Origin of the sequence: Achromobacter sp. (assembly GCF_032102605.1) — a bacterium.
Classification (GTDB): domain Bacteria; phylum Pseudomonadota; class Gammaproteobacteria; order Burkholderiales; family Burkholderiaceae_B; genus Achromobacter.
In genome coordinates this window covers 19,625-41,887 of record NZ_DAMDGT010000023.1, presented here as the reverse complement: position 1 = coordinate 41,887, position 22,263 = coordinate 19,625, and the positions used below count along the sequence as shown (strand labels likewise).

Below are 22,263 nucleotides of genomic sequence, written 5' to 3'. Positions count from 1 at the left end.
CCGGACCATGCTCAATGCAGGGTGCGAGGCATGGCCAGGACGAATTCGGAGATCGGCACTTCGAACGGGATGCCGTTCTCGCCGACGCAGTGGTAGATGCCGCGCATCGTGCCCACGGGCGTGGGCAAGGGACAGCCACTGGTGTATTCGAAGGTCTCGCCGGGGGCCAGCAGCGGCTGTTGCCCGACGATGCCCAGGCCGCGGACTTCCTGTACGCGCTGGTTGCCGTCGGTGATGATCCAGTGGCGGCTGATCACCTGCGCGGGATGTTCGCCAGTGTTGGTGATGCGGACGGTGTAGGCGAACACGAATTGATGTTCGCCAGGATCGGACTGTTCGGGCACGAAGCGCGGCGAGACAGAGACGCTCAGGTCGTAAGGTTTCACAGTCCTTCCCTGTGTGGCAGCAAGCGGACAGCCGGATCCCGGCGCCGACGCTTGAAAAGACGCAATTTTCTGGCCTGTTGGACCGGGGCCTTCCCGATACGGCGGCTCAAACTGCAATAATGGCACATTATGCCCTTCCCGACCCCGAACATCATGTCCCAGCAAACGGCCTCCACCCGCATTACTCCCAGCATCCTGTCGGCTGACTTCGCCCGGCTGGGCGAGGAAGTCCGCAACGTCGTCGCCGGGGGCGCCGACTGGATCCACGTGGACGTGATGGACAACCACTATGTCCCCAACCTGACCATCGGCCCCATGGTGTGCGCGGCGATCCGCCCCCACGTCCAGGTGCCGATCGACGTGCATCTGATGGTTGAACCCGTGGACGCGCTGGTGCCGCAGTTCGCCAAGGCCGGGGCCGATTACATCAGCTTCCACCCCGACGCCAGCCGTCACGTGGACCGCACGCTGTCGCTGATCCGCGAAAACGGCTGCAAGGCAGGCCTGGTCTTCAATCCGGCCACGCCGCTGTCCTACATGGACTATGTGATGGACAAGATCGACCTGGTCCTGATCATGTCGGTGAACCCCGGCTTTGGCGGCCAGAGTTTCATTCCTGGCGCGCTGACCAAGCTGCGCGAGGCCCGCGCACGGATCGACGCCTGGATGCAGGCCGGCGGCCAGGAAATCGTCCTGCAGGTGGACGGCGGGGTCAAGATCGACAACATCGCCGAAATCCGCGCCGCGGGCGCCGACACGTTCGTGGCGGGTTCCGCCATCTTCGGCAAGCCGGACTACGCCGGCATCATCAAGGCCATGCGCGACCAGATCGCCATCGGCGAAACCACCGCCGTCTAACGACCAGGACACCGATATGACCGCCTTTCGCGCCGCGCTGCTGGACCTGGACGGGACCCTGCTCGATTCCATTCCCGATTTGGCCTTCGCCGCCAACGCCATGCGCGTTGAACTTGGCATGATCTCGCTGCGCGAAGACGTGGTGGCGACTTTCGTGGGCAAGGGCGTGGACAACCTGGTGCGCCGCAGCCTCGCTGGCTCGCTTGACGCCGCCGATCCGTCTCCCGAAGCGTTCAACCGCGCCCGCGAGGCCTTCTACCGCCATTACCACCTGGTCAACGGCGAGCGCGCCCAGGTCTATCCCGACGTCATCGAAGGCCTGAAACTCATGCGCGACCAAGGGCTCAAGCTGGCGGTCGTGACGAACAAGCCCACCGAATTCACGCTGCCCCTGCTGCAGCGCACGGGACTGGCGGGCTTTTTCGACGCGGTGGTCTGCGGCGACACCTGCGAACGGCGCAAGCCGGATCCCGACCAGATCCACCATGCGTGCGACCTGCTGGGCGTCTCTGTCACCGAGGCCGTGACCATCGGCGATTCCATCAACGACGCACAGGCCGGCCGCAGCGCCGGCACGCAGGTGCTGGTGGTGCCTTATGGCTACAACGAAGGACGTGACGTGCGCGAGCTGGATGTCGATGGTATAGTTGACACGCTTGTTGGCGCCGCAGAATGGGTTGCGCTCTGGAATCAGAACCAGAACGCGGCAAAAGTCCCGGCCTGAACGCCTTCAGATTCAACACCGCGAATCCCATACAGAATTCCCGTCAATGAACGTTTCCATCCAGAACCAAATGCTCGGCGCCTCGTGGCGTTGGTGGCGTTTGTCTTCCGGGTGGCGATGATTCCCCTTCCCGGCCCTAGACGCGACCTTGCCGCCTAGCGCCGACACTGTGTAAACAGCGCCCAACCCGGAACCAGTCAACTGGACCGGGTTTTTTGTTGCGTGCCCGGTCCGAAAGCAAATACCGCTTACGAGACCCGACATGACCGAAATCGAATTCAAGGCCCTTGCGGCACAAGGCTACAACCGCATCCCGCTGGTGGCCGAAACCTACGCCGACCTGGATACTCCGCTTGGCATCTACCTGAAGCTTGCGCATTCGGGCCCGCTGGCCGGCCGCATGACCTGCCTGATGGAATCGGTGGTGGGCGGCGAACGGTTCGGCCGCTATTCGTTCATCGGCCTGCCCGCGCGCACGGTGATCCGCGCCAGCGGCACGCTGACCGAAGTGCTGCACGACGGCAAAGTCGTGGAAACGCATGAAGGCGATCCACTGGCCTTCATCGAGCAATACCAGAGCCGCTTCAAGGTTGCGCTGCGTCCGGGCATGCCGCGTTTCTGCGGCGGCCTGGCCGGCTACTTCGGCTATGACACCGTGCGCCACATCGAGCCCTGCCTCGGTCCGGCGGTCAAGCCTTTCCCCGCAGGCATGGAAGGCGGCACGCCCGACCTCATGCTGATGCACGTGGACGAATTGGTGATCGTGGACAACCTGGCCGGCCGCATCTACCTGATGGTCTACGCCGATCCGAGCCAACCCGAGGCCTACAGCCGCGCGCAGCAGCGCCTGACGGACCTGCGCGCGCGCCTGCGACGCCCGGTGGAAATCCCGTACAGCCACGCCAGCATGCAGACCGAGGAACGGCGTGATTTCAAGAAGGCGGACTACCTGGCAGCCGTGCTGCGCGCCAAGGAACACATCGCCGCCGGCGACCTGATGCAGGTGCAGATCGGGCAGGTCATCGCCAAGCCCTTCCGCGACTCGCCGCTGTCCCTGTACCGCGCGCTGCGGTCGCTCAATCCCTCTCCCTACATGTACTTCTGGAACTTCGGCGACTTCCAGGTCGTGGGCGCATCGCCCGAAATCCTGGTTCGCCAGGAACGCACCGTTGAAAACGGCGAGCCCAAGTCCCAGATCACCATCCGGCCGCTTGCCGGCACCCGCAAGCGCGGCGGCACGCCCGAAGAGGACGCCGCATTGGCCGCCGAACTGCAGGCCGATCCCAAGGAAATCGCCGAGCACGTCATGCTGATCGACCTGGCGCGCAACGACGTGGGCCGCGTCGCGCAGGTGGGCTCGGTGAAGGTCAGCGACACCATGGTGATCGAACGCTATTCGCACGTGATGCACCTGGTGTCCAACGTGACCGGCACGCTGAACCCCGGCATGAGCAGCATGGACGTGCTGCGCGCGTCGTTCCCGGCCGGCACGCTGACGGGCGCGCCGAAGGTCGAGGCCATGAAGATCATCGATGAACTGGAGCCCGTGCGCCGCGGCATCTACGGCGGCGCGGCCGGCTACCTGAGCTACGGCGGCGAAATGGACGTGGCGATTGCGATCCGCACCGGCGTCATCAAGGACGGCACGCTGTATGTGCAGGCGGCCGCAGGCATCGTGGCGGATTCGAACCCGGAAGCCGAATGGGCCGAAACCGAAGCGAAGGCCCGCGCGGTGCTCCGTGCGGCAGAGCAGGTGCAGCACGGCCTGGACGAACCCATCTGAGACTGGCGGCGACCGCCCCGATTTACCGCCCGGGCCGCGAAGCCGGCCCCGAGGAGAAACAAATGCTGTTGATGATCGACAACTACGATTCCTTTACCTACAACCTGGTTCAATATTTCGGCGAGCTGGGCGTCGACGTGCGCGTGGCCCGCAACGACCAGATCACCCTGGAAGACATCGCCGCGCTGAACCCCGACCAGATCTGCGTGTCGCCCGGCCCCTGCTCGCCGGCCGAAGCGGGCATCTCCGTGCCCCTGATCCAGACATATGCCGGCAAGAAGCCCATCCTGGGCGTGTGCCTGGGCCACCAGGCGATTGGCGCGGCCTTCGGCGGAAACATCGTGCGCGCGCAGCAGATCATGCATGGCAAGACCATCCAGCTCTCGCATACCGGCACTGACATATTCCAGGGCCTGCCCACGCCGTACACTGTCATCCGCTACAACTCGCTGACCATCGACCCGGCCACCCTGCCGGACTGCCTGGCCGTCACCGCCACGGCGCCCGATGGCGACATCATGGGCGTGCGCCACAAGACGCTGCCGCTTTACGGGGTACAGTTCCACCCCGAATCCGTGCTGAGCGAGCATGGCCATGCCCTGCTGCGCAATTTCCTGAACCTCGCCTAAGAAGGACGCATCGTGACTATTTCTCCCACCGAAGCGCTGACGCGCTGCATTGAACACCGCGAAATTTTCCACGACGAAATGCTGCATCTGATGCGCATGCTGATGCGCGGCGAAATGTCGCCGCAGATCGCCAGCGCGCTGCTGATGGGCCTGCGCGTCAAGAAAGAGACCATCGGCGAGATCACTGCCGCGGCCCAGGTCATGCGCGAATTCGCGACTCCCGTGGTCACGCCCAACCCCAATGAGCTGCTGGACATGTGCGGCACGGGCGGCGACGGCAGCCAGACGTTCAATATCTCGACCACCGCCATGTTCGTGGCCGCGGCGGCGGGCGTGCCCATCGCCAAGCACGGCAACCGCAGCGCCTCGTCGTCCAGCGGCAGCGCCGACGTGCTGGAAGCGCTGGGCGCCAACCTGGTGCTGACGCCCGAGCAGGTGGCCGAGTGCATCCAGGAGACCGGCATCGGCTTCATGTTCGCGCCCGCGCACCACGGCGCGATGAAAAACGTGGCCGCCATCCGCAAGGAACTGGCCGTGCGCACGATCTTCAACATCCTCGGCCCCCTGACTAATCCCGCTGGCGCCGCGAACCAGCTGATGGGCGTGTTCCACCCCGATCTCGTCGGCATCCAGGTGCGCGTGCTGGAACGCCTGGGCTCGCGCCACGTGCTGGTGGTGCATGGCAAGGACGGCATGGACGAGGCGTCGCTCGGCGGCGCCACGATGGTCGGCGAACTCAAGGATGGCGTCGTCCGCGAGTACGAGATCCACCCCGAGGACTACGGGCTATCCATGATGTCCAACCGGAGCATCAAGGTGTCCAATCGCGAGCAATCGCGCGAGCTTGTCATAGAGGCGCTGGAGAATGTCGAGGGCGCTGCCCGCGACATCGTCGCCCTCAATGCCGGGCTTGCCATCTATGCCGGCAACAAAGCCGATTCCATTCCCGAAGCCTTAGCGCTAGCATTTGAACTAATTTCCACCGGCGCGGCGCGAGCCAAGCTGGAAGAATTCTGCGCATATACCCGGACATTCCAGAAATGAACGATATTCTCGCGAAGATCCTCGCCGTCAAGGCCGAGGAAGTCGCCGCCGCTCGCCAGATGCGCAGCGAAGCCGAAGTCCTGCGCGAAGCGCAGGCGCGCCAGGACGTGCGCGGCTTTGCCCAGGCCATCGAAGACAAGATCTCGCAGGGCAAGGCCGGCGTCATCGCTGAAATCAAGAAAGCTTCGCCGTCCAAGGGCGTCATCCGCGACGGCTTCGCCCCCGCCGAGATCGCGGCCACCTACGCCGTGCATGGCGCGGCCTGCCTGTCGGTGCTGACCGACGTGCAGTTCTTCCAGGGCTCGCACGACCACCTGCGACAGGCCCGCGCCGCGTGCTCGCTGCCGGTGCTGCGCAAGGACTTCGTCATCGATCCCTACCAGATCGTGGCCGCGCGCGCGATGGGCGCGGACTGCGTGCTGCTGATCGTGGCCGCGCTCACGCCCTCGCAATTGCGCGACTACGAAACGTTGGCCATCGAACTAGGCATGGACGTGCTGGTTGAAGTCCACGACGCCCAGGAACTCGAAATCGCGCTGACGCTCAAGACGCCGCTGCTGGGCATCAACAACCGCAACCTGCGCACGTTCGAGACCTCGCTGCAAACCACGCTGGACCTCTTGCCGCGCATTCCGGCGGGCAAGCGCGTCGTGACCGAAAGCGGGATCCTCAAGCCGGAAGACGTGAAGCTGATGCGCGACCACAAGGTCGACGCCTTCCTGGTGGGCGAAGCCTTCATGCGCGCCAAGGACCCGGGTGCGGAACTGGCCCGCCTGATCGGTTGATCCTCGTGTAGACAGCGGCCGCCGCCACGCGGTTCGGCGCGGCACCGCCTTCAGCGCGGCCGCGTCAGGCCCAGCGCGGCGGCGCGTCGGTAGATCGTGCTGCGGTGCACACCCAGTGCGCGCGCCGCGCGGGTGACGCTGCCGCCGCTCTCGGCCAGGGCATTGCGAATCGCCGCGTCCGTCATCGCCTGAAGGTCGGCCCCGACGCTTATCGCCGGCACCGCGATTGCCGCGCTGCGCAATTCAGCCGGCAGCATCTCGGCGTCCACCCTGCCCGCAGGGCCTGCCAGCACATGCAGGGTCCGCAACACCGACACCAATTGACGATAGTTTCCCGGCCACGAATAGGCGGCCAGGATGGCCTCGATGGCCGTTGGCAACGCAGGCCCGGGGCCTTGGGCCGCCCACAGACCGCGCAACAGCTCCAACCGGTCCTCGCGCGCCCGCAAAGGCTCCAGCGTGACGGTGTATTCGGCGATCCGGAAATACAGGTCGGGACGCACCGGCGCGTCCGGCCCTTCATGAGCCAGCGGACGGTGGGTGGCGCATATCAACGTGAAGTCCACCGGCACGGCGCGCGCGGCGCCCAGTGGCGAGACCTCGCGCGTCTGCAGCACGCGCAGCAATCGCGACTGCAGCAGGAGCGGCATGTCGCCGATCTCGTCCAGGAACAGCACGCCGCCGTGCGCCTGCCGCAGCAGGCCTTTGCTGCCCTGGCGGCGCGCGCCCGTGAACGCGCCCTCTTCGTAGCCGAACAATTCGGATTCGATCAGGCTTTCCGGCAAGGCGGCGCAATTCACCGCCACGAATGGACCGCATGAACGCTTGCCGCGCGCGTGCATCTGCCGCGCGAACACTTCCTTGCCCACGCCGGTCTCGCCCTGCAGCAAAATCGATACGCCCGCATCGGACAGATGCACGGCGCGGGCCAGCGCGCCCAGGGTCGCGGTGTCGAAACTGGTTGCAGGCGCAATGTCGCGGCCGGCGGCCGGCAGCGTCGCGGGCACGGCCGGCGATCGGGGCGGCCGCGAACGTGGCCAGCGCAGGCGCGCGTGATAGACCGCCCCCAGCCGCGTATGCACCCGGCCCGCCGCGTCGGGGCAGCGTTCGATGTCGCCATCGAAGACGTCCGCGTAGCGATACACGCCCAGCGCGGTCGCGGCCAAGCCCAGTGCATCCAATGCCTGCCGATTGGCGCCAACCAGCAAGTCTCCCTGGAACGCCAGCAGCGCTTCGCCCGGTTCGCCCAGGCCGGAGTGGTCCGCGTGCAGGCGCAACACGGCGCATTGGTCGTAAGCCTGTCCGAAGAGCTGGTGCTCGATACGGTCCACGGCCGCGCGCACCAACGCCAGCACGTCCGGGCGGATGTCGCGCGCCTGGCTGGACAGGTCAAGCACGCCGATCGTCCGGCCCTCGCTGTCGCTGATGGGAACGGCCGCGCAGGTCAGGATGCGGTTCGGTTCGAAATAGTGCTCGGCGCCGTGCACGGCGATGGGCCGGCCCTCGACGAGCGCGGTGCCGATGGCATTGGTGCCCGCCGCGGCCTCGTCCCAGGGCGCTCCCGGCATCAACGCTACACGCGAGGCGCGATGCGCGAACCCGGTATCGCCGTCCGAGTCCAGCACCAGGCCTTGCGCGTCGGACAGGATCACCAGGTTGCCGCTGCCTCCCGCCTGACGGCACAGGTACGACATCGCGGGTTCGGACATGCGGCGCAACGCCTCGTTGCGCTGCTGGGCCTCGCGCAATTCGCCTTGGGTCATGAGTTCGGCGCGACGCACGCCGCGCATGTCGAAGCCCAGATCGGCGCAGCGGCGCCACGACCTCAGGATGGGTTCGGCGACGACGCCGCCGGGCACCACGCCCTGCTGATTGAACAGCAGGCGCGCCTGCGTCAGCGTTTGCCGACGGGAGTGAATGGCCATGCATGTCTCCTTGGACGGGCGTTCTGCGACACCTGTTCCGCGACACTGTCGCAATTAGCGACGGTGAGGGAGGGGGTAAGCCCCCACGCCGCGCCCGCTCCGCGGGCTTGCTGCCCCCCAAGGGGGCTGCTCTGCCTTGGGGCGGCCCGGCGGCAGAGCGCTTCCTCTGTCACGGAAATCTACTTTCGCATGCGTGCGGCGGGCTGTCCACCCGTGTCGGCCCGACTGGCATGCGGTTTGCTTGATACAGGGCAGGCAGCATGCTGCCGCCATCCCAACGATACGGAGACAAGCATGGACATCGCGACCCGCGTTACCCCGGAAACCTATGGCACGCGCCTGGACCTCAAGACGCAGTACGATAATTTCATCGACGGAAAATGGCAGTCGCCCGCGGATGGCGAATACTTCGACAATGTCACGCCGGTCACCGGCCAGACCCTGACGCGCAACGCGCGTTCAAAAGAGCGCGACATCGAACTTGCGCTGGACGCCGCGCATCGCGCCGCGCCGAAATGGGGTTCGACCCCGGCAGCCGAACGGGCCCGCATGCTGATGAAGATCGCCGACGTGATGGAAGCCAACCTGGAACGCCTGGCCACGGCGGAAACCTGGGACAACGGCAAGCCCATCCGCGAGGCCCGCGCCGCCGACATCCCGCTGGCCATCGACCACTTCCGCTACTTCGCCTCGTGCATCCGCAGCCAGGAAGGCGGACTGTCCGAGATCGACCACGACACCGTCGCGTATCACTTCAATGAGCCGCTGGGCGTGGTGGGACAGATCATTCCCTGGAACTTCCCCATCCTGATGGCCGCATGGAAGCTGGCGCCCGCGCTGGCCGCCGGCAACTGCGTGGTGCTCAAGCCCGCGGAACAGACGCCGCTGGGCATCCTGCTGCTGATGGAACTGATCGGCGACATCCTGCCGCCGGGCGTCGTGAACGTGGTGACGGGCTTCGGCCTGGAAGCCGGCAAGCCGCTGGCATCGAGCAAGCGCATCGCAAAGATCGCCTTCACGGGCGAGACCACCACCGGCCGGCTGATCATGCAGTACGCATCGCAGAACATCATCCCGGTCACCTTGGAACTGGGCGGCAAGTCGCCCAACATCTTCTTCGCGGACGTGGCCGCGCAAGACGACGACTTCCTGGACAAGGCGGTCGAAGGCTTCGTCATGTTCGCGCTGAACCAGGGCGAAGTGTGCACGTGCCCCAGCCGCGCGCTGATTCAGGAATCGCTCTACGACAAGTTCATGGAACGCGCCCTGAAGCGCGTGGCCGACATCAAGCAGGGCAATCCGCTGGACGGCGACACCATGCTGGGCGCGCAGGCTTCCACCGAGCAGCTTGAAAAGATTCTGTCCTACCTGGACATCGGCAAGCAGGAAGGCGCCGACGTGCTGGCGGGCGGCTCGCGCGCGCAGATGCAGGGCGGACTGGAAGGCGGCTATTACGTGCAGCCCACCGTCTTCAAGGGCCACAACAAGATGCGCGTGTTCCAGGAGGAAATCTTCGGACCCGTCGTGGCGGTGACGACGTTCAAGGACGCCGACGACGCGCTTGCGCTGGCCAACGACACGCTCTACGGCCTGGGCGCGGGCGTATGGTCACGGGACGCGAATACCTGCTATCGAATGGGGCGCGCCATCAAGGCCGGCCGCGTATGGACCAACTGCTACCACGCCTACCCGGCGCATGCGGCGTTCGGCGGCTACAAGCAATCCGGCATCGGACGCGAAAACCACAAGATGATGCTCAATCACTACCAGCAAACCAAGAACCTGCTGGTGAGCTATTCGCCGAAGAAGTTGGGATTCTTCTGATCCGCCAGTTGTGATTCGCCGCCAGCTGCGGCACTCTGCGCGCCGGGTCCGCCCGGCGCGCCCGAAAGGAATCCGGCCATGCCAGAGCACACGCCACGCGTGGTCGCGACCGACGAAGCTCGCGACCTCATCGATACCCTGCGCGCCAAGCACGGCCCGCTGATGTTCCACCAGTCCGGCGGCTGCTGCGACGGCAGTTCGCCCATGTGTTATCCCCAGGGCGAGTTCATGGTGGGGGGCTCGGACGTGCTGCTGGGCGACCTGGAAGGCTGCCCCTTCTATATCGGCGAAGACCAGTTCACGTACTGGGAACACACCCAGCTCGTCATCGACGCCGTGCCCGGCCGTGGCGGGGCTTTCTCGCTGGACAGCGCCGAAGGCAGGCGCTTTTTGCTGCGGTCTCGGCTGTATTCGGATGAAGAGTGGGCGAACGTCGCGCACGTCACGAAAGGGTAGCCGGCGGATTGGTCAGCAACGCCTTGCTGCAACGGTCGCGGGCGATGCCGTCCGCGCGCGCGAGTCAGCCGCGCTTGCCGTGGCTGCCGCCCTTTGGCAGGCCTTCGTCCTGCGCGTCGGGCCGGTCGATCTGCTTCCACTGGAACGACACCCGGCGGATGCGGGCGGCCCGGAATTGGGTGAACGAGCGGCCGCCCGGCATGGGCGCGCCGCGATAGGCGCTGCTTGCGTTTTTCATTGCTGATGATGCGTTGACGAGAAAACTTGGGCGAGGTGGATCAGGCGCGGGCGGCGGGCGCCCAGGCGCTGGCGGGCGCAGTACGGCGCGTCCATTCCAGCGCGTCTTCGAGGCGATCGTTGCCCCAGAACATTTCGCCTTCCACGAAAAACGTCGGCGCGCCGAACAGACCCAGGTTGCGCGCCTTGTCGACACGGCGGCGCAGGGCCTCTTTGGCGGCCTCGGTCTTGGCGCGGGCGATCAGGCCATCCGCGTCCAGCGACAGGTCCGTCAGCAATCCATGCACGACGTCTTCGGCCTGGATGTCCAGATCGTGCTGGAAGTTGGCGCGGAACACAGCCAGGCAGAAATCGCGGCCCCAGGGTTCGTCCTGGCCGATCAGCGCGATGCGCGCGGGCAGCACGCTCATGCGCGGGAACAGACGCGGCCGGTTATAGACCACGCCGTATTTTTCGGCCAGGCGGGCGATGTCGCGCATCATGTAGGCGCCCTTCCCCGGGAAAAGCCGGAAGGGCGAGTCGTTCCATCCCTGGGCCTGGAAGATGGGGCCCAGCAGGAAAGGCCGCAGATCGACTTGCACACCTGCCGCCTTCGCAAGGGGTTCGATGCGCTCGATCGCCAGGTAGCTGTACGGACTGGCGAAGTCGAACCACATTTCGATGCGGGCGGTATCGGGCAAGGACGCGGTCATGACTGGATCTCCGGTTTGGCCTGCAGCACCACGGCTGGGCGCGACGCTGGACGCGCCGCGTCGTCGTCAGGAAAGTAGCGCGACCTGCGCATCCGGCAGGCCGCTGATGACGACGTCGCGATTGCTGCCGAGGGTCAGGGTTTCACCCGCTTGCAGCACGCTGTCATCAAAGCGGCGGTATTCGGATACCCACAGAGTGCCGGCGTGACACACGATGCGGACGCCCGAAGCGCGCTTGAGCAGCATAGTCGAGCCGCCGGCCAAACGGAATGACATACCCGCAGTGCAACATAACTGGATCATGGCGTACCTCCCGGCCGCGGCAGCGGCTATCGCGGCGGATGACCGGGATTGTGTCCCTGTCACCCATCGTCTGAGTCATATTGGACGCCTGGGCGTACTATTGCTCAAGCGACATTTCCGCCCGACTCGCATGAGTTTTACGAATGCCATACCCGCTCGCGAAACTTCCTCCGCTTGATCTCGTCCGGGGCTTCGTCGCCGTCGGCCGACGCATGAGCATCACCCTGGCCGCGCAGGACCTGCATGTCACCCAGTCCGCCGTCAGCCGCCAGATCCGCGCGCTGGAAGCGCATCTGGGTGTGCCGCTTCTGGTGCGCGGCTTTCGCAGCGTGACGTTCACGTCCGAAGGCGCGCAGCTATTCCGCATGGCTGACGTCTGGTTGAGCCAGTTGGGCGATCTGACCGAACAGCTGCGCGCCCCCGAAAGACGCACCCCCGTCACCGTCACCACCACCATCGGCGTCGCCTCGCTGTGGCTGCTGCCGCGGCTGGGAGACTTCCAGGCGGCACACCCGCAGATCGACGTGCGCGTGGCCGCCGACAACCGGCTCATCGATATCGACCGAGAAGCCGTGGACATCGCCATCCGCTACAGCGAGCGCGACACCGTGCCCGATGGCGCGGCGTGGCTCTTTGGGGAATCGGTGGTGCCGGTGGCGCACCCGTCGCTGCACGCTGAAGCGCTCGATGCGCGCGAGCTGCAACGCCACGTGCTGCTGGAATTCGACGACCCCACGCGCCCGTGGCTGCAATGGTCGGAATGGCTGAGTGCGCGCGGGCTGGGCCGCGTGCGCGCCAAAGGCATGCTGCGGTTCAATCAGTACGACCAGATCGTGCATGCCGCGCTGGCGGGACACGGCATCGCGCTGGGGCGGCTGGCGCTGATCGCGCCCATGCTGGCTGACCGCCGCCTGGCTATCGTCGGCGGGCAGGAAGCCAGCGCCACCGAACACGCTTACTGGCTGGTGCGCAACGCGCGGCGCAGCACGCCCGATGCCGACGTTGTCGCGCAGTGGCTGACGGAGCAAGCCGCCGCCACGGCGCGCGACTTGACGTCGTGACCCGCGAGCTGCCTCGCCGACCGATAGGGAGCGGCAGGGCGATTGACGCTCGGTCGTTTGGCATAGGCGCGCCAGGAGCTTTGCAGAAGCGAGGCGCGGAACCATCCGGGACACGCTTCCGGGCGACGGGGTCAGGCGTTCAGTCGTTGAGCCGTTCAACCATTCAGTCGCTCAACCGTTTAGCCGCTGAGCCGTTCAATCGTTCAGTCGACCATCACCTGCGCATCGCCCGCCGTCATCTCGCCGATCACGGCTGCCTGATCAAACCCCTGGCCGTGGAAGACTTTCAGCACTGCATCGGCGGCCTCGGGCGCGCACGACACCAGAAGTCCCCCCGAGGTCTGCGGGTCGGTCAGCAGCGCGCGATACGTGTCCGACACGCCCGCCCCCAGGCGCACCGACTCGCCATAAGACGCCCAGTTGCGGCCCGAGGCGCCCGTGATCACGCCGTCCGCCGCGAATTCCTGCACACCCGGCAGCCACGGCAACGCAGCCAACCGCAGGCGCGCCGTCAGCTTTGCGCCGCGCGCCATTTCAAGCGCATGTCCCAGCAGGCCGAAACCCGTCACGTCGGTAATCGCGTGCACGCCGTCCAGCGCGGCCAGCGCAGACCCCGGCCGGTTCAGTCGCGTGGTCGTATCGATCATCACGCGGTAGCCGTCGACATCCAGGCGGTTCTTCTTCAGCGCCGCCGACAATATGCCCACGCCCAGGCCCTTGCCCAGGATTAGCACATCGCCCGCGCGCGCATCCGCATTGCGCCGGACCTTCGAGGGATGCACCAGTCCCATCGCCGCCAGCCCATAAATGGGCTCGACGGAATCGATGCTGTGTCCGCCCGCCACCGGGATGCCCGCGTCCGCGCACACGGATTCACCGCCCCGCAGGATTTCCGCGATGACGCTGTGCGGCAGCACATTGATCGGCATGCCCACGATGGCCAGCGCCATGATCGGCGTGCCGCCCATCGCGTACACATCCGACAGCGCATTGGTGGCTGCAATGCGGCCGAAATCGAAGGGATCGTCCACGATGGGCATGAAGAAATCCGTGGTCGCGATGAGCGCCTGTTCATCGTTCAGCCGATACACCGCCGCGTCGTCGGCGGTCTCGGTGCCCACCATCAGGTTCGGATAACTGGCCGCCGGACCGAAGCGCGCCAGCAGGGCCGACAGCACGCCCGGCGCAATCTTGCAGCCGCAGCCGCCGCCATGCGAAAGAGAGGTCAAGCGCGGCACGTCCGCGGACGCTACATCCTGGGTCATCTCAATCTCCGTATGTCAGTCGAAAAAGGATAGCACCGCACCCGAAAATGCCCCTATGATGAATCGCACATGCAGCAACGGACGGCCGCCCGGCCACGGGCGCACCGACAGCCACACTTCACCGTGCGTGAGGGCTATATGGATCGCCGACACTTTCTCCGTTTCTCGGGCGCCCTGTGCGCCACCACCGCCGCGCTGCCTCATGCCGTGCGCGCCCAGCAAACACCTGTCACCACCGCGTGGCGCGCCTTCGAACTGACCACCTCCGTCAGCGTCAAGGATCCCGGCGCCCACACCCGCATCTGGCTGCCCGTGCCTTACGCCACCGACACCTCCTATCAACGCGGCGTGCAGAACACCTGGCAAGTCAGCGGCGCCGGCGCCGCACAACTGACCCAGGCCCCCGGCTATGGCGTCCAGATGCTGGCGGTGCAATGGCCCGACGCGCAAGCGCCGCGCACCGTCACCCTGACCAGCCGCTTCCAGATCCGCAACCGCCGCGTCGACCTCACACAGCCGCCGCCCGCCGCAACCGAACGCGAAAGCCCCACCGCACTGCGCGAATTCCTGCAACCCACCGCGCTGCTGCCTACCGACGGCATCGTCAAAACCACCGCCAACCAAATCACCCGCGGCCACCAGGGCGACATGGCGCGAGCCCGCGCCATCTACGACTGGGTCGTCGAAAACACCTGCCGCACCGCCTCCACCCGCGGATGCGGCGTCGGCGACGTGCGCTACATGCTCACCGCCAACGACCTCAACGGCAAATGCGCCGACATCAACGCCCTCTTCGTCGCCCTCGCCCGCGCCGCCGGCATCCCCGCGCGCGACGCCTACGGCCTGCGCGTCGCCAATTCCCAACTGGGCTACAAAAGCCTGGGCAAGGCCGGCGACGTCACCCGCGCCCAGCACTGCCGCGCCGAGTTCTACGCCGACGGCTACGGCTGGATACCCGTCGATCCCGCCGACGTACGCAAGGTCATGCTCGAAGAGCCGCCCGGCGAACTGCCCCTGACCGACGCCAAAGTGCGCGCCGCCCGCGTCATGCTCTTCGGCGCCTGGGAAATGAACTGGGTCGCCTACAACCACGGCCACGACGTCGCCCTGCCCGGCGCCACGCATGGCCCCGTTCCCTTCCTGATGTACCCCAACGGCGAAACCTCCGACGGCCGCCTCGACAGCCTCGACCCCGACAGCTTCAGCTACACCCTTACCGCCAAGCCCATTCCCATCTGACCTCCCGCCCGCAGGAACACGCCTTGACCAGCCGCCGCCTCCTCCTGCAATCCGCCCTCTCGCTGGCGGCCCTGCCCCACTGGGCCCGCGCCGCCCCCGACTCCGCCCTGAAAACCGCCACCGGCCCCGACTGGGCCCCGTGGACGGCGCCAACACCGCCCCTGATCCTTCCCGACCTGTCCGGCCGAGAACAGAAACTCTCGTCCTGGCGCGGCAACGTCGTCATCGTCAGCTTCTGGGCCACCTGGTGCGACCCCTGCCGCGACGAAATCCCCATCATGTCCACCATGGCCAAACGCCACCGCGAAGAAGGCCTGCGCCTCATCGCGGTAAACGTCGGCGAGTCACCAGCCAAGATCTCCGCCTTCCTGAAAAAATGGCCCGTCGCCGGCACGGTCCTGCACGACCGCAACAGCGCCGCATCGAAGAAATGGGAGGCAATCGGCCTGCCCGCCAACTACCTGGTGGACCGGGGCGGGACGGTCAGGTACTGGCACCTGGGCGAACTGGACTGGAAGTCGAACAGCGTGGGCGGCGTGGTGACGCGGATGCTGCGGAGTTGAGACACTCGTCGGCCCGTGCGCGGATAGTCGAACGTCCAACCGAAACCCCCCTCAGACGCAAGACACCACGTAAGCCAAAAATGGCGGCTGGGAGGGCCGCCTTTTTTGGCGGGCGCCGCACAATCTTCCACAACCCACTGCCGACCAAGAGAACGCCAAGCAAACCGCCCTCCCCAGCAACCCACCAAGCATTCGCAGACAGAGCCCGCGGTGGCGCGGGGTCTGTGTTGCGGGCCGTTTAGATAGCGCCCGGCGGAATCCGAAGGGAGCCGAAGGCGGACGAGGATGAGCCCGGGGCAGTCCGGAGCGAAGGCTCCGGACCGCTATCGGAGGCCCGCAACGCAGACCCCGCGACGCCGCGGGCGGCAGAAGAACACTGCACGAGAGCAACAAAAAAATCTGGCGGAAGGCAGCAGGAGTCGAACCTACCTGGGAACGTCTGACGCCCCCAACCGGGTTTGAAGCCCGGCCGTGCCGCCGGGCACGGATGCCTTCCGTAACGGCCCGCCTATGATACCGGCTCAGCGGGCCGCTGCATCGCCGCGTACGCGCTGTCGCCGCGCAGCAAATGCATATCCCGTACCCGCCGCGTATACCCCACTCGATCGAGGAACTCCAGAATCTGGATCGCCCGCTTCCTCCCCAACCCCGTCGCATCCCGGAACACCGCCGCATTCAACCCTTCCGGCCGCCCCGCCAGATCCGCCGCCAGCGCCGCCAGCGCCCGCACCTGATCACGGTGATAGAACAGATCCTTCACCACCTGCGCCACCTCCCCCCGCCGCAACAGCTTGCGCAGCAACTGGCGCACCGCGTCCTCCGGCTCGTTCTGCAGCCGCGCCAGATCCCGCACCCAGGGCGGATCGAACGCCCCTTCCGCAAGCAACGGCAACAATCGCGCAGCCATCGCCGACTCCGCCTCGGCCAGCGTCGACGTATGCGTCGGCAGATGCAGCCACGGACCATTGCGCGCGACACGGCCGTCGCGTTGAAGCGCATCCAGCACCGACGTCCACAGCGCATCCGGCCCCGCCGGCATCGCCATCCGACGCAACCGGGCGCTGTCCGGCCCCGGCTCGTCCGGCGCGCCCTGATGGAACGCCGCAAGCGCCTGCTCCACGCGCGCGCACAGCGCGTCCCAATGCGCCGCCAACATCAGCGTGCGCGGCCCCTGCGCATTGCGCGCTTCGATCCACACGGCGCCATCCGGCGCCGCGATCTCGTCCACCGGCCGGCCCGTCAGCCGCTGCAACGCCGCTTCGTCCAGGCCCAGCGGCGCATGTTCCAGGACCGGCCGCAGTCCGCCGCCATCCAGCATCGACGACAACGCCTGCAAGCCAGCCAGGCGCGCCGCCGCGCGACGCTTGCGGTCCGGCGCGTTCGGATCCAACACCCGGCCGCCGCCCACCGTGCGCGTCGCCTGCGCGTTGCGCACGATATAGCGGTCGCCCGGCATCGCGCACACGGGCTCGTCGAACACCAACTGCACCCAGCCCGACTGCCCCGGCGCCAGCGATTCAGCGCTGATCGGAACCGCATGCGCCACATGCCGCGCCGCGCCGAGGTGTACGTGCAACGGCGACCACGCGCGCACCGGCATGTCCGCCGACGGCAGCAGCGTCAACGCCACGTCTACATGCCGCGACGGCAGAAAGCAACGCGCATCCGCGATCCAGTCGCCGCGCGCTATCGCGGCCTTGTCGATGCCCGCCAGATTCAGCGCGCAACGCTGACCCGCCGCGCCGGTCTCGCTGGGCTGGTTCTGCGCGTGGATGCCGCGCACCCGCACCCTAGCGCCCGCCGGCATCAGCCGCAGATCCGCGGCTTCGTCCCCCGCGCTGACCTGCCCGGCGTGCGCCGTGCCCGTCACCACCGTCCCGTGCCCTGACAACGTGAACACCCGGTCCACCGCCAGCCGAAAAAGACCCGTTGCGTCACGCCGCGCCATCGCCTGCGCTTCACCGTGCAGATAAGCCTGCAAGGCCGCCACGCCCGCATCGCCGGCCAGCGACGCATTCGTGCCGAACACCGGCGCGTCTTCCAGGAACGTTCCAGCCACGAGCGCCGCGATCTCGCCACGCACCGCCTCGAGCCGCGCCGCATCCGCGCGGTCCGCCTTGGTCAGCGCAACCGCGCCGCGCGCCACGCCCAGCATCGCCAGGATGGCCAGGTGCTCGCGAGTCTGCGGCATGACGCCATCGTCGGCCGCCACCACCAGCAGCCCGAAATCGATGCCGCTGGCGCCCCCCGCCATCGTGTGCACCAGCTTTTCGTGGCCGGGGACGTCGATGAAGCCCAGCACGTCGCCGTTCGCCAGCGGCGTGTAGGCATAGCCCAGTTCAATGGATATGCCGCGCGCCTTCTCTTCCTTCAGCCGATCGGTATCCACGCCCGTCAGTGCGCGCACCAGTGTCGTCTTGCCGTGGTCGATATGGCCTGCGGTGCCGACGATCATGCCAGCGGCTCCGCCAACTGCGCCGCAAACGCGGCCTCGTCGCGGGCTTCCAGGCAGCGCAGGTCCAGCCAAAGCGTGTCGTCCGCGATGCGGCCGATCACGGGAATGGGCAACTGCCGCAGCTGGGTTTCGAGCCTTTCCAGGTGACGTCCGGGACGTCCGCTGCCTGCATAGCGCGCCGCCAGCCCATAGCTGGGAAGCTGGTCGATCGGCAATGCTCCGCTGCCGATCTGGCTGAACATCGAGACGGCCTCTACCGCGTAATTCGGGCCTGCCGCATGGGCGAGCGCACCGCGCAGCCGTTCGGCCTGGGGCTGGATGTCGCGCAGCGGACGGGTCAGCAGGCGCAGCGTCGTCAGGCGCTGTGCAAGGAACTCGGGAGCGCGGTACAGGTTCAGCACCGGCTCCAGCGCCGCCAGCGTCAGCTTGCCGACGCGGAGCGCGCGCTTGAGCGGGTTCTTCTTGATCTTGCGGATCAGGTCGGCCCGTCCCACCAGCAGGCCGGCCTGCGGCCCGCCCAGCAACTTGTCGCCGCTGAACGTCACCAGGTCGGCGCCGGCCGCGATGGTCTCGCGCACGGTGTCCTCTTTGGGCAGTCCGTACTTCGTCAGGTCCACCAGCGTGCCGCTGCCCAGATCCACCGTCGCCGGCAGCCCGCGCGCATGCGCCAGCGCGGCCACCTCGGCGATGTCCACGCTCTTGGTGAAACCGGTGACCGCATAGTTGCTGCAATGCACCTTCATCAGCATCGCCGTGCGCGGACCGATGGCGGTCTCATAATCGGCCGCGTGAGTGCGGTTGGTGGTGCCGACTTCCACGAGCTTGGCGCCCGCCCGCTTCATGATGTCGGGGATGCGGAAGGCGCCGCCGATTTCGACCAGCTCCCCCCGCGACACCACCACTTCGCGGCGGTCCGCCAGCGCATTCAGCATCAGCAGCACCGCGGCCGCGTTGTTGTTGACGACCGTGGCGGCCTCGGCGCCCGTCAGCTCGCACAGCAGGTCGTCGATCAGGTCGTCGCGATCGCCGCGGCCACCGGTGTCCAGGTCGAATTCAAGATTGGCGGGCGACGTCAGCGCGCGCAGCACCGACGCCACCGCCTCGTCGGGCAACAGGGCCCGGCCAAGATTGGTGTGCAGCACCGTGCCAGTCAGGTTGTAGACGGCGCGCAGGCGCGGCTGTGCGGCCTTGTCCAGCGCCGCCTGCGTGCGCGTCGCCACGGCCGCGCCCTCCAGGTCGGCGCGCGGCAGCCCCCCGTTCAGCGCGCGCCGGCGCAGCGCATCCAGGTCCTGGCGCAACGCCGCCACTACCTGGGTGCGGCCGTGGGCCTCGAGCGCCGGACGCAGCGCCTCGGCGTTCAGCAAGCGATCCAGCGAGGGAATGTCGGATGCGGCGGCCAGGCCGGCGCCGGACAGAGGGTCTGCCATGCGAGGTTCCTTATCGTGCCAAACGGGTTCTAGTCCTGCGCGCCGTGCCACAACAGCGGATTGCCGCTGGACCGCGAATAGCCCGCCTCGCCCACCAGCACGTCCAGCATCAGGCTGGCCAGGTCGTCCGCCACCGGCTCCACGTTCAGGTCCTTGTCCTGGTAGAAAATCTTGCGGTAGGTGTGGCAGTGGTCGCAGGTTTCGGCCTTGATGGCTGGCGAGCGTCCTTCGATGGCCTGATACGCGACCTTTTCGACGTCCTCGCAATGCGAACACTTCACGCGCACCATGTGCCACTGCGTCGAACAGAGGCTGCAGCACAGATATCGGTAGCCTTCATACTGCCCGCCCACGCGCACGATGCTGGCGACCGGCAGGCTGGCGCAGACCGGGCACACGCCAAAGGGGCTGGCGACCGGGAGCTGCTTGGGATTGAATCGGCTGGCCAGGTCGGTCCAGTAGACCTGCAACGCCGCCATGACGAAGGGCGCAGCGGCGCTGTCCACGCCCTGGTCCTGCTCGGACAGCACGGCCTCGGCCAGATCTTCCAGCGACTCCGGATCCTGGTCCAGCGCGCGGCGCATTGCGGCGCAGACTTCGATGGCTTCAGCCGGCACGCCTTGGGCGGCCGACACATCGTCCAGCAGCCGGGCCAGGATGCGGCGCCACAGGGGGTCGCGCGGCCAGCCCACGGCCTGCAGCGGCGGCATGCCGTGCGCCTGGGCGAGGGAAATGCGATCTTGGGAGGCTTCCGGCGCGGCGCAGTCCTTCAGTGCGCGATGCTGGGCATCGACCAGGTGCGCCATGAGCAGCAGGTAATCGCCTACGGGATTGCCGTCGGCCAGGTGACGCAACCGGGCCGCCCGCGCCGCGAAAACGGCATCGCGTTCCGGCAGGGTCACGCGGGGAATGGCGTTGTGGTCTAGCGCTTCGATTTCGCCGCGCGGAAGGATTCGCTGCAATTTCGTCTCCAGAGAAACAAACACGGCTGCCAGCCTCTGCATGGAGGATAGCAGCCGTGCGATCGCTACAGGCGGGCCCGAGGAAAACGGACCGCGTGGAGTAAGGAACAACCGCGCGGACTATTTCTTCACCTGCTCCCGGAACCAGGCGCGGTGGTGTTTCCACGCCCAGCCGGCTGTGACGTAGCCGCGCAGCATTGCCGTCAAGGAGCCCTTAACCCAGATCGCTGCGTAAATATGCACAATGATCGCGCAAATCAGCACCAGCGCACAAACCGCGTGCAGCACCGACGCCGCCCGGACCACCCAGATCGGGAAGTAGAACGCGAAATACTCGCGCCAGATCACGACGCCGCTGACCATCAGGCCCAGCATGCACAGGACCAGCACGAAGAACAGCAGCTTCTGCCCCGCGTTGTACTTGCCGACTTCAGGCAGCTTTTCCTCGCGGTTCTCGACCACGTCGTCAAGCTGCCTGAGCCACTGGCGATCCGCCTTCGTCAGCAGGTTTTGACGCCACATGTGCCCCGCGAACACGACGAAGCAGACGAACATCACAACCCCGATGAAGGGATGCAGGATCCGCGTCCAGGGGCCGCCCCCGAACAGATTGGAAAGCCAGTACATGGCCGGGTGGAACAGCGCCAGCCCGGACAGCGCAAGCAGGATGAACGTGAACGCGATGATCCAGTGGTTAGTGCGTTCGCCCGGCGTGTAGCGCTTGATGCGGCGATAGTGACGTTCTTCATTCATGGCGCGCCTCCTCTTCGGCCCTGCGCTCGTCTTCCTCGGTCACTTCGTTGCGGCCCACGCGGGCATAGTGGAAGAAGCCAGCCAGCGCGGTCAGCGCCATCGCGGCCAGGCCCAGCGGCTTGGCCAGGCCCTTCCACAAGGACACCATGGGACTGATGTGAGGGTCGGCGGGCAGCCCGTGATACAGGCCCGGCTGGTCGGCGTGATGCAGCACGTACATGACGTGCGTGCCGCCCACGCCGGGCGGGTCGTACACGCCCGCCTGCTGGAACCCTCGCGACTTCAGGTCCTCGACGCGCTCGGCCGCATGCTGGTGCATGTCGTCCTTGGTGCCGAAGACGATGGCGCCGGTGGGACAGGCCTTGACGCAGGCGGGCTCCATGCCGACGGCCACGCGGTCGGAGCACAGCGTGCACTTGTAGGCCTTGTTGTCCTTCTTGGAAATGCGCGGCACGTTGAACGGACAGCCGGTGATGCAGTAGCCGCAGCCGATGCAGTTTTCCTCGTGGAAGTCCACGATGCCGTTGGTGTACTGGATGATGGCGCCGGGAGACGGACAGGCCTTCAGACAGCCCGGGTCTTCGCAGTGCATGCAGCCGTCCTTGCGGATCAGCCATTCGAGGTCGCCGGCGGGATTCTCGAATTCCGAGAAGCGCATGACGGTCCAGGAATACTCGGTCAGGTCGGCCGGGTTGTCGTAGTAGCCCACGTTGACGCCGATCTCGTCGCGCACGTCGTTCCATTCCATGCAGGCGCTCTGGCACGCCTTGCAGCCGATGCACTTGGAGACGTCGATCAGCTTGGCCACCGAGCCCGTGACGGGCTCGCGGATGCTCGGCGGCGGCGTGGTGGTGGCGGAGCGCCGCTTGATGTCTAGGGATTGCATGGACAT

General features: G+C 66.7%; 22 protein-coding genes and 1 tRNA gene. 11 read left to right on the top strand and 12 right to left on the bottom strand.

Going from position 1 to position 22,263, the window contains the following annotated elements:
* Window positions 1–11 precede the first annotated feature (11 nt).
* Complete coding sequence (apaG, locus tag RT614_RS28200) at window positions 12–386, bottom strand: Co2+/Mg2+ efflux protein ApaG (protein WP_313625792.1); 375 nt, start codon at window positions 384–386, stop codon at window positions 12–14.
* Between the two features lie 129 nt (window positions 387–515).
* On the opposite strand from apaG, the gene rpe reads away from it, so the two are divergent.
* The 6 genes from rpe to trpC all read left to right on the top strand — a co-directional run bounded on the left by rpe (window position 516) and on the right by trpC (window position 6,209).
* Window positions 516–1,244, top strand: coding sequence for a ribulose-phosphate 3-epimerase (gene rpe, locus RT614_RS28195; protein ID WP_313625791.1), 729 nt, complete (start codon window positions 516–518; stop codon window positions 1,242–1,244).
* Between the two features lie 16 nt (window positions 1,245–1,260).
* Window positions 1,261–1,968, top strand: coding sequence for a phosphoglycolate phosphatase (locus RT614_RS28190; RefSeq protein ID WP_313625789.1), 708 nt, complete (start codon window positions 1,261–1,263; stop codon window positions 1,966–1,968).
* Window positions 1,969–2,230: 262 nt separating this feature from the next.
* A complete protein-coding gene (trpE, locus tag RT614_RS28185; RefSeq protein ID WP_313625787.1) occupies window positions 2,231–3,751 on the top strand; it encodes an anthranilate synthase component I in 1,521 nt (506 codons plus the stop codon).
* A 62-nt stretch (window positions 3,752–3,813) separates the two neighbouring features.
* Window positions 3,814–4,380: an aminodeoxychorismate/anthranilate synthase component II gene (locus RT614_RS28180; protein WP_313625785.1), complete on the top strand. Its 567-nt coding sequence runs from the start codon at window positions 3,814–3,816 to the stop codon at window positions 4,378–4,380.
* A gap of 12 nt (window positions 4,381–4,392) precedes the next feature.
* Window positions 4,393–5,424, top strand: a complete 1,032-nt coding sequence (gene trpD, locus RT614_RS28175) for an anthranilate phosphoribosyltransferase (RefSeq protein ID WP_313625783.1) — start codon at window positions 4,393–4,395, stop codon at window positions 5,422–5,424.
* Window positions 5,421–6,209 (top strand): indole-3-glycerol phosphate synthase TrpC, encoded by a 789-nt coding sequence (gene trpC / locus RT614_RS28170; RefSeq protein WP_313625781.1) that lies wholly within the window; start codon window positions 5,421–5,423, stop codon window positions 6,207–6,209. Before trpD ends, trpC begins: the two co-directional genes overlap by 4 nt.
* Window positions 6,210–6,259: 50 nt before the next feature.
* On the opposite strand, the gene RT614_RS28165 is transcribed toward trpC, so the two are convergent.
* Window positions 6,260–8,134, bottom strand: coding sequence for a sigma-54-dependent Fis family transcriptional regulator (locus RT614_RS28165; RefSeq protein ID WP_313625779.1), 1,875 nt, complete (start codon window positions 8,132–8,134; stop codon window positions 6,260–6,262).
* Window positions 8,135–8,428: 294 nt separating this feature from the next.
* On the opposite strand from RT614_RS28165, the gene adh reads away from it, so the two are divergent.
* Window positions 8,429–9,958, top strand: coding sequence for an aldehyde dehydrogenase (gene adh, locus RT614_RS28160; RefSeq protein ID WP_313625777.1), 1,530 nt, complete (start codon window positions 8,429–8,431; stop codon window positions 9,956–9,958).
* 78 nt (window positions 9,959–10,036) lie between these two features.
* Window positions 10,037–10,414: a DUF779 domain-containing protein gene (locus RT614_RS28155; protein ID WP_313625775.1), complete on the top strand. Its 378-nt coding sequence runs from the start codon at window positions 10,037–10,039 to the stop codon at window positions 10,412–10,414.
* 64 nt (window positions 10,415–10,478) lie between these two features.
* On the opposite strand, the gene RT614_RS28150 is transcribed toward RT614_RS28155, so the two are convergent.
* From RT614_RS28150 to RT614_RS28140, 3 genes are all read right to left on the bottom strand, one after another.
* A complete protein-coding gene (locus RT614_RS28150) occupies window positions 10,479–10,652 on the bottom strand; it encodes a hypothetical protein (protein ID WP_313625773.1) in 174 nt (57 codons plus the stop codon).
* A gap of 40 nt (window positions 10,653–10,692) precedes the next feature.
* On the bottom strand, window positions 10,693–11,343 hold the full coding sequence (locus RT614_RS28145) for a 2-hydroxychromene-2-carboxylate isomerase (RefSeq protein WP_313625771.1): 651 nt from the start codon (window positions 11,341–11,343) through the stop codon (window positions 10,693–10,695).
* A gap of 66 nt (window positions 11,344–11,409) precedes the next feature.
* Complete coding sequence (locus tag RT614_RS28140) at window positions 11,410–11,619, bottom strand: DUF2917 domain-containing protein (RefSeq protein ID WP_313625770.1); 210 nt, start codon at window positions 11,617–11,619, stop codon at window positions 11,410–11,412.
* Between the two features lie 170 nt (window positions 11,620–11,789).
* Here RT614_RS28140 and RT614_RS28135 point away from each other — a divergent pair, with 170 nt between their 5' ends.
* Window positions 11,790–12,707 (top strand): LysR substrate-binding domain-containing protein, encoded by a 918-nt coding sequence (locus RT614_RS28135; RefSeq protein WP_313625768.1) that lies wholly within the window; start codon window positions 11,790–11,792, stop codon window positions 12,705–12,707.
* Window positions 12,708–12,910: 203 nt separating this feature from the next.
* On the opposite strand, the gene selD is transcribed toward RT614_RS28135, so the two are convergent.
* Complete coding sequence (gene selD / locus RT614_RS28130) at window positions 12,911–13,972, bottom strand: selenide, water dikinase SelD (RefSeq protein ID WP_313625766.1); 1,062 nt, start codon at window positions 13,970–13,972, stop codon at window positions 12,911–12,913.
* 138 nt (window positions 13,973–14,110) lie between these two features.
* Here selD and RT614_RS28125 point away from each other — a divergent pair, with 138 nt between their 5' ends.
* Window positions 14,111–15,211 carry a transglutaminase domain-containing protein gene (locus RT614_RS28125; RefSeq protein WP_313625764.1) on the top strand — a complete coding sequence of 367 codons (1,101 nt, stop codon included), beginning with the start codon at window positions 14,111–14,113 and terminating at the stop codon, window positions 15,209–15,211.
* 23 nt (window positions 15,212–15,234) lie between these two features.
* The gene (locus RT614_RS28120) at window positions 15,235–15,774 is read left to right on the top strand and encodes a TlpA disulfide reductase family protein (RefSeq protein ID WP_313625762.1); all 540 of its coding nucleotides are present in this window, start codon (window positions 15,235–15,237) and stop codon (window positions 15,772–15,774) included.
* Between the two features lie 400 nt (window positions 15,775–16,174).
* Here the strand turns inward: RT614_RS28120 and RT614_RS28115 are convergent.
* The 6 genes from RT614_RS28115 to fdxH form a co-directional block, all read right to left on the bottom strand.
* Window positions 16,175–16,270: transfer RNA gene (locus RT614_RS28115), tRNA-Sec, on the bottom strand.
* A gap of 12 nt (window positions 16,271–16,282) precedes the next feature.
* The gene (gene selB / locus RT614_RS28110; protein ID WP_313625760.1) at window positions 16,283–18,229 is read right to left on the bottom strand and encodes a selenocysteine-specific translation elongation factor; all 1,947 of its coding nucleotides are present in this window, start codon (window positions 18,227–18,229) and stop codon (window positions 16,283–16,285) included.
* A complete protein-coding gene (gene selA / locus RT614_RS28105; protein WP_313625758.1) occupies window positions 18,226–19,656 on the bottom strand; it encodes an L-seryl-tRNA(Sec) selenium transferase in 1,431 nt (476 codons plus the stop codon). The genes selB and selA overlap by 4 nt, the downstream gene beginning before the upstream one ends.
* Window positions 19,657–19,685: 29 nt before the next feature.
* Complete coding sequence (gene fdhE / locus RT614_RS28100) at window positions 19,686–20,618, bottom strand: formate dehydrogenase accessory protein FdhE (protein ID WP_313625756.1); 933 nt, start codon at window positions 20,616–20,618, stop codon at window positions 19,686–19,688.
* A gap of 120 nt (window positions 20,619–20,738) precedes the next feature.
* Complete coding sequence (locus RT614_RS28095) at window positions 20,739–21,371, bottom strand: formate dehydrogenase subunit gamma (RefSeq protein ID WP_313625754.1); 633 nt, start codon at window positions 21,369–21,371, stop codon at window positions 20,739–20,741.
* The gene (gene fdxH, locus RT614_RS28090; protein WP_313625752.1) at window positions 21,364–22,263 is read right to left on the bottom strand and encodes a formate dehydrogenase subunit beta; all 900 of its coding nucleotides are present in this window, start codon (window positions 22,261–22,263) and stop codon (window positions 21,364–21,366) included. The genes RT614_RS28095 and fdxH overlap by 8 nt, the downstream gene beginning before the upstream one ends.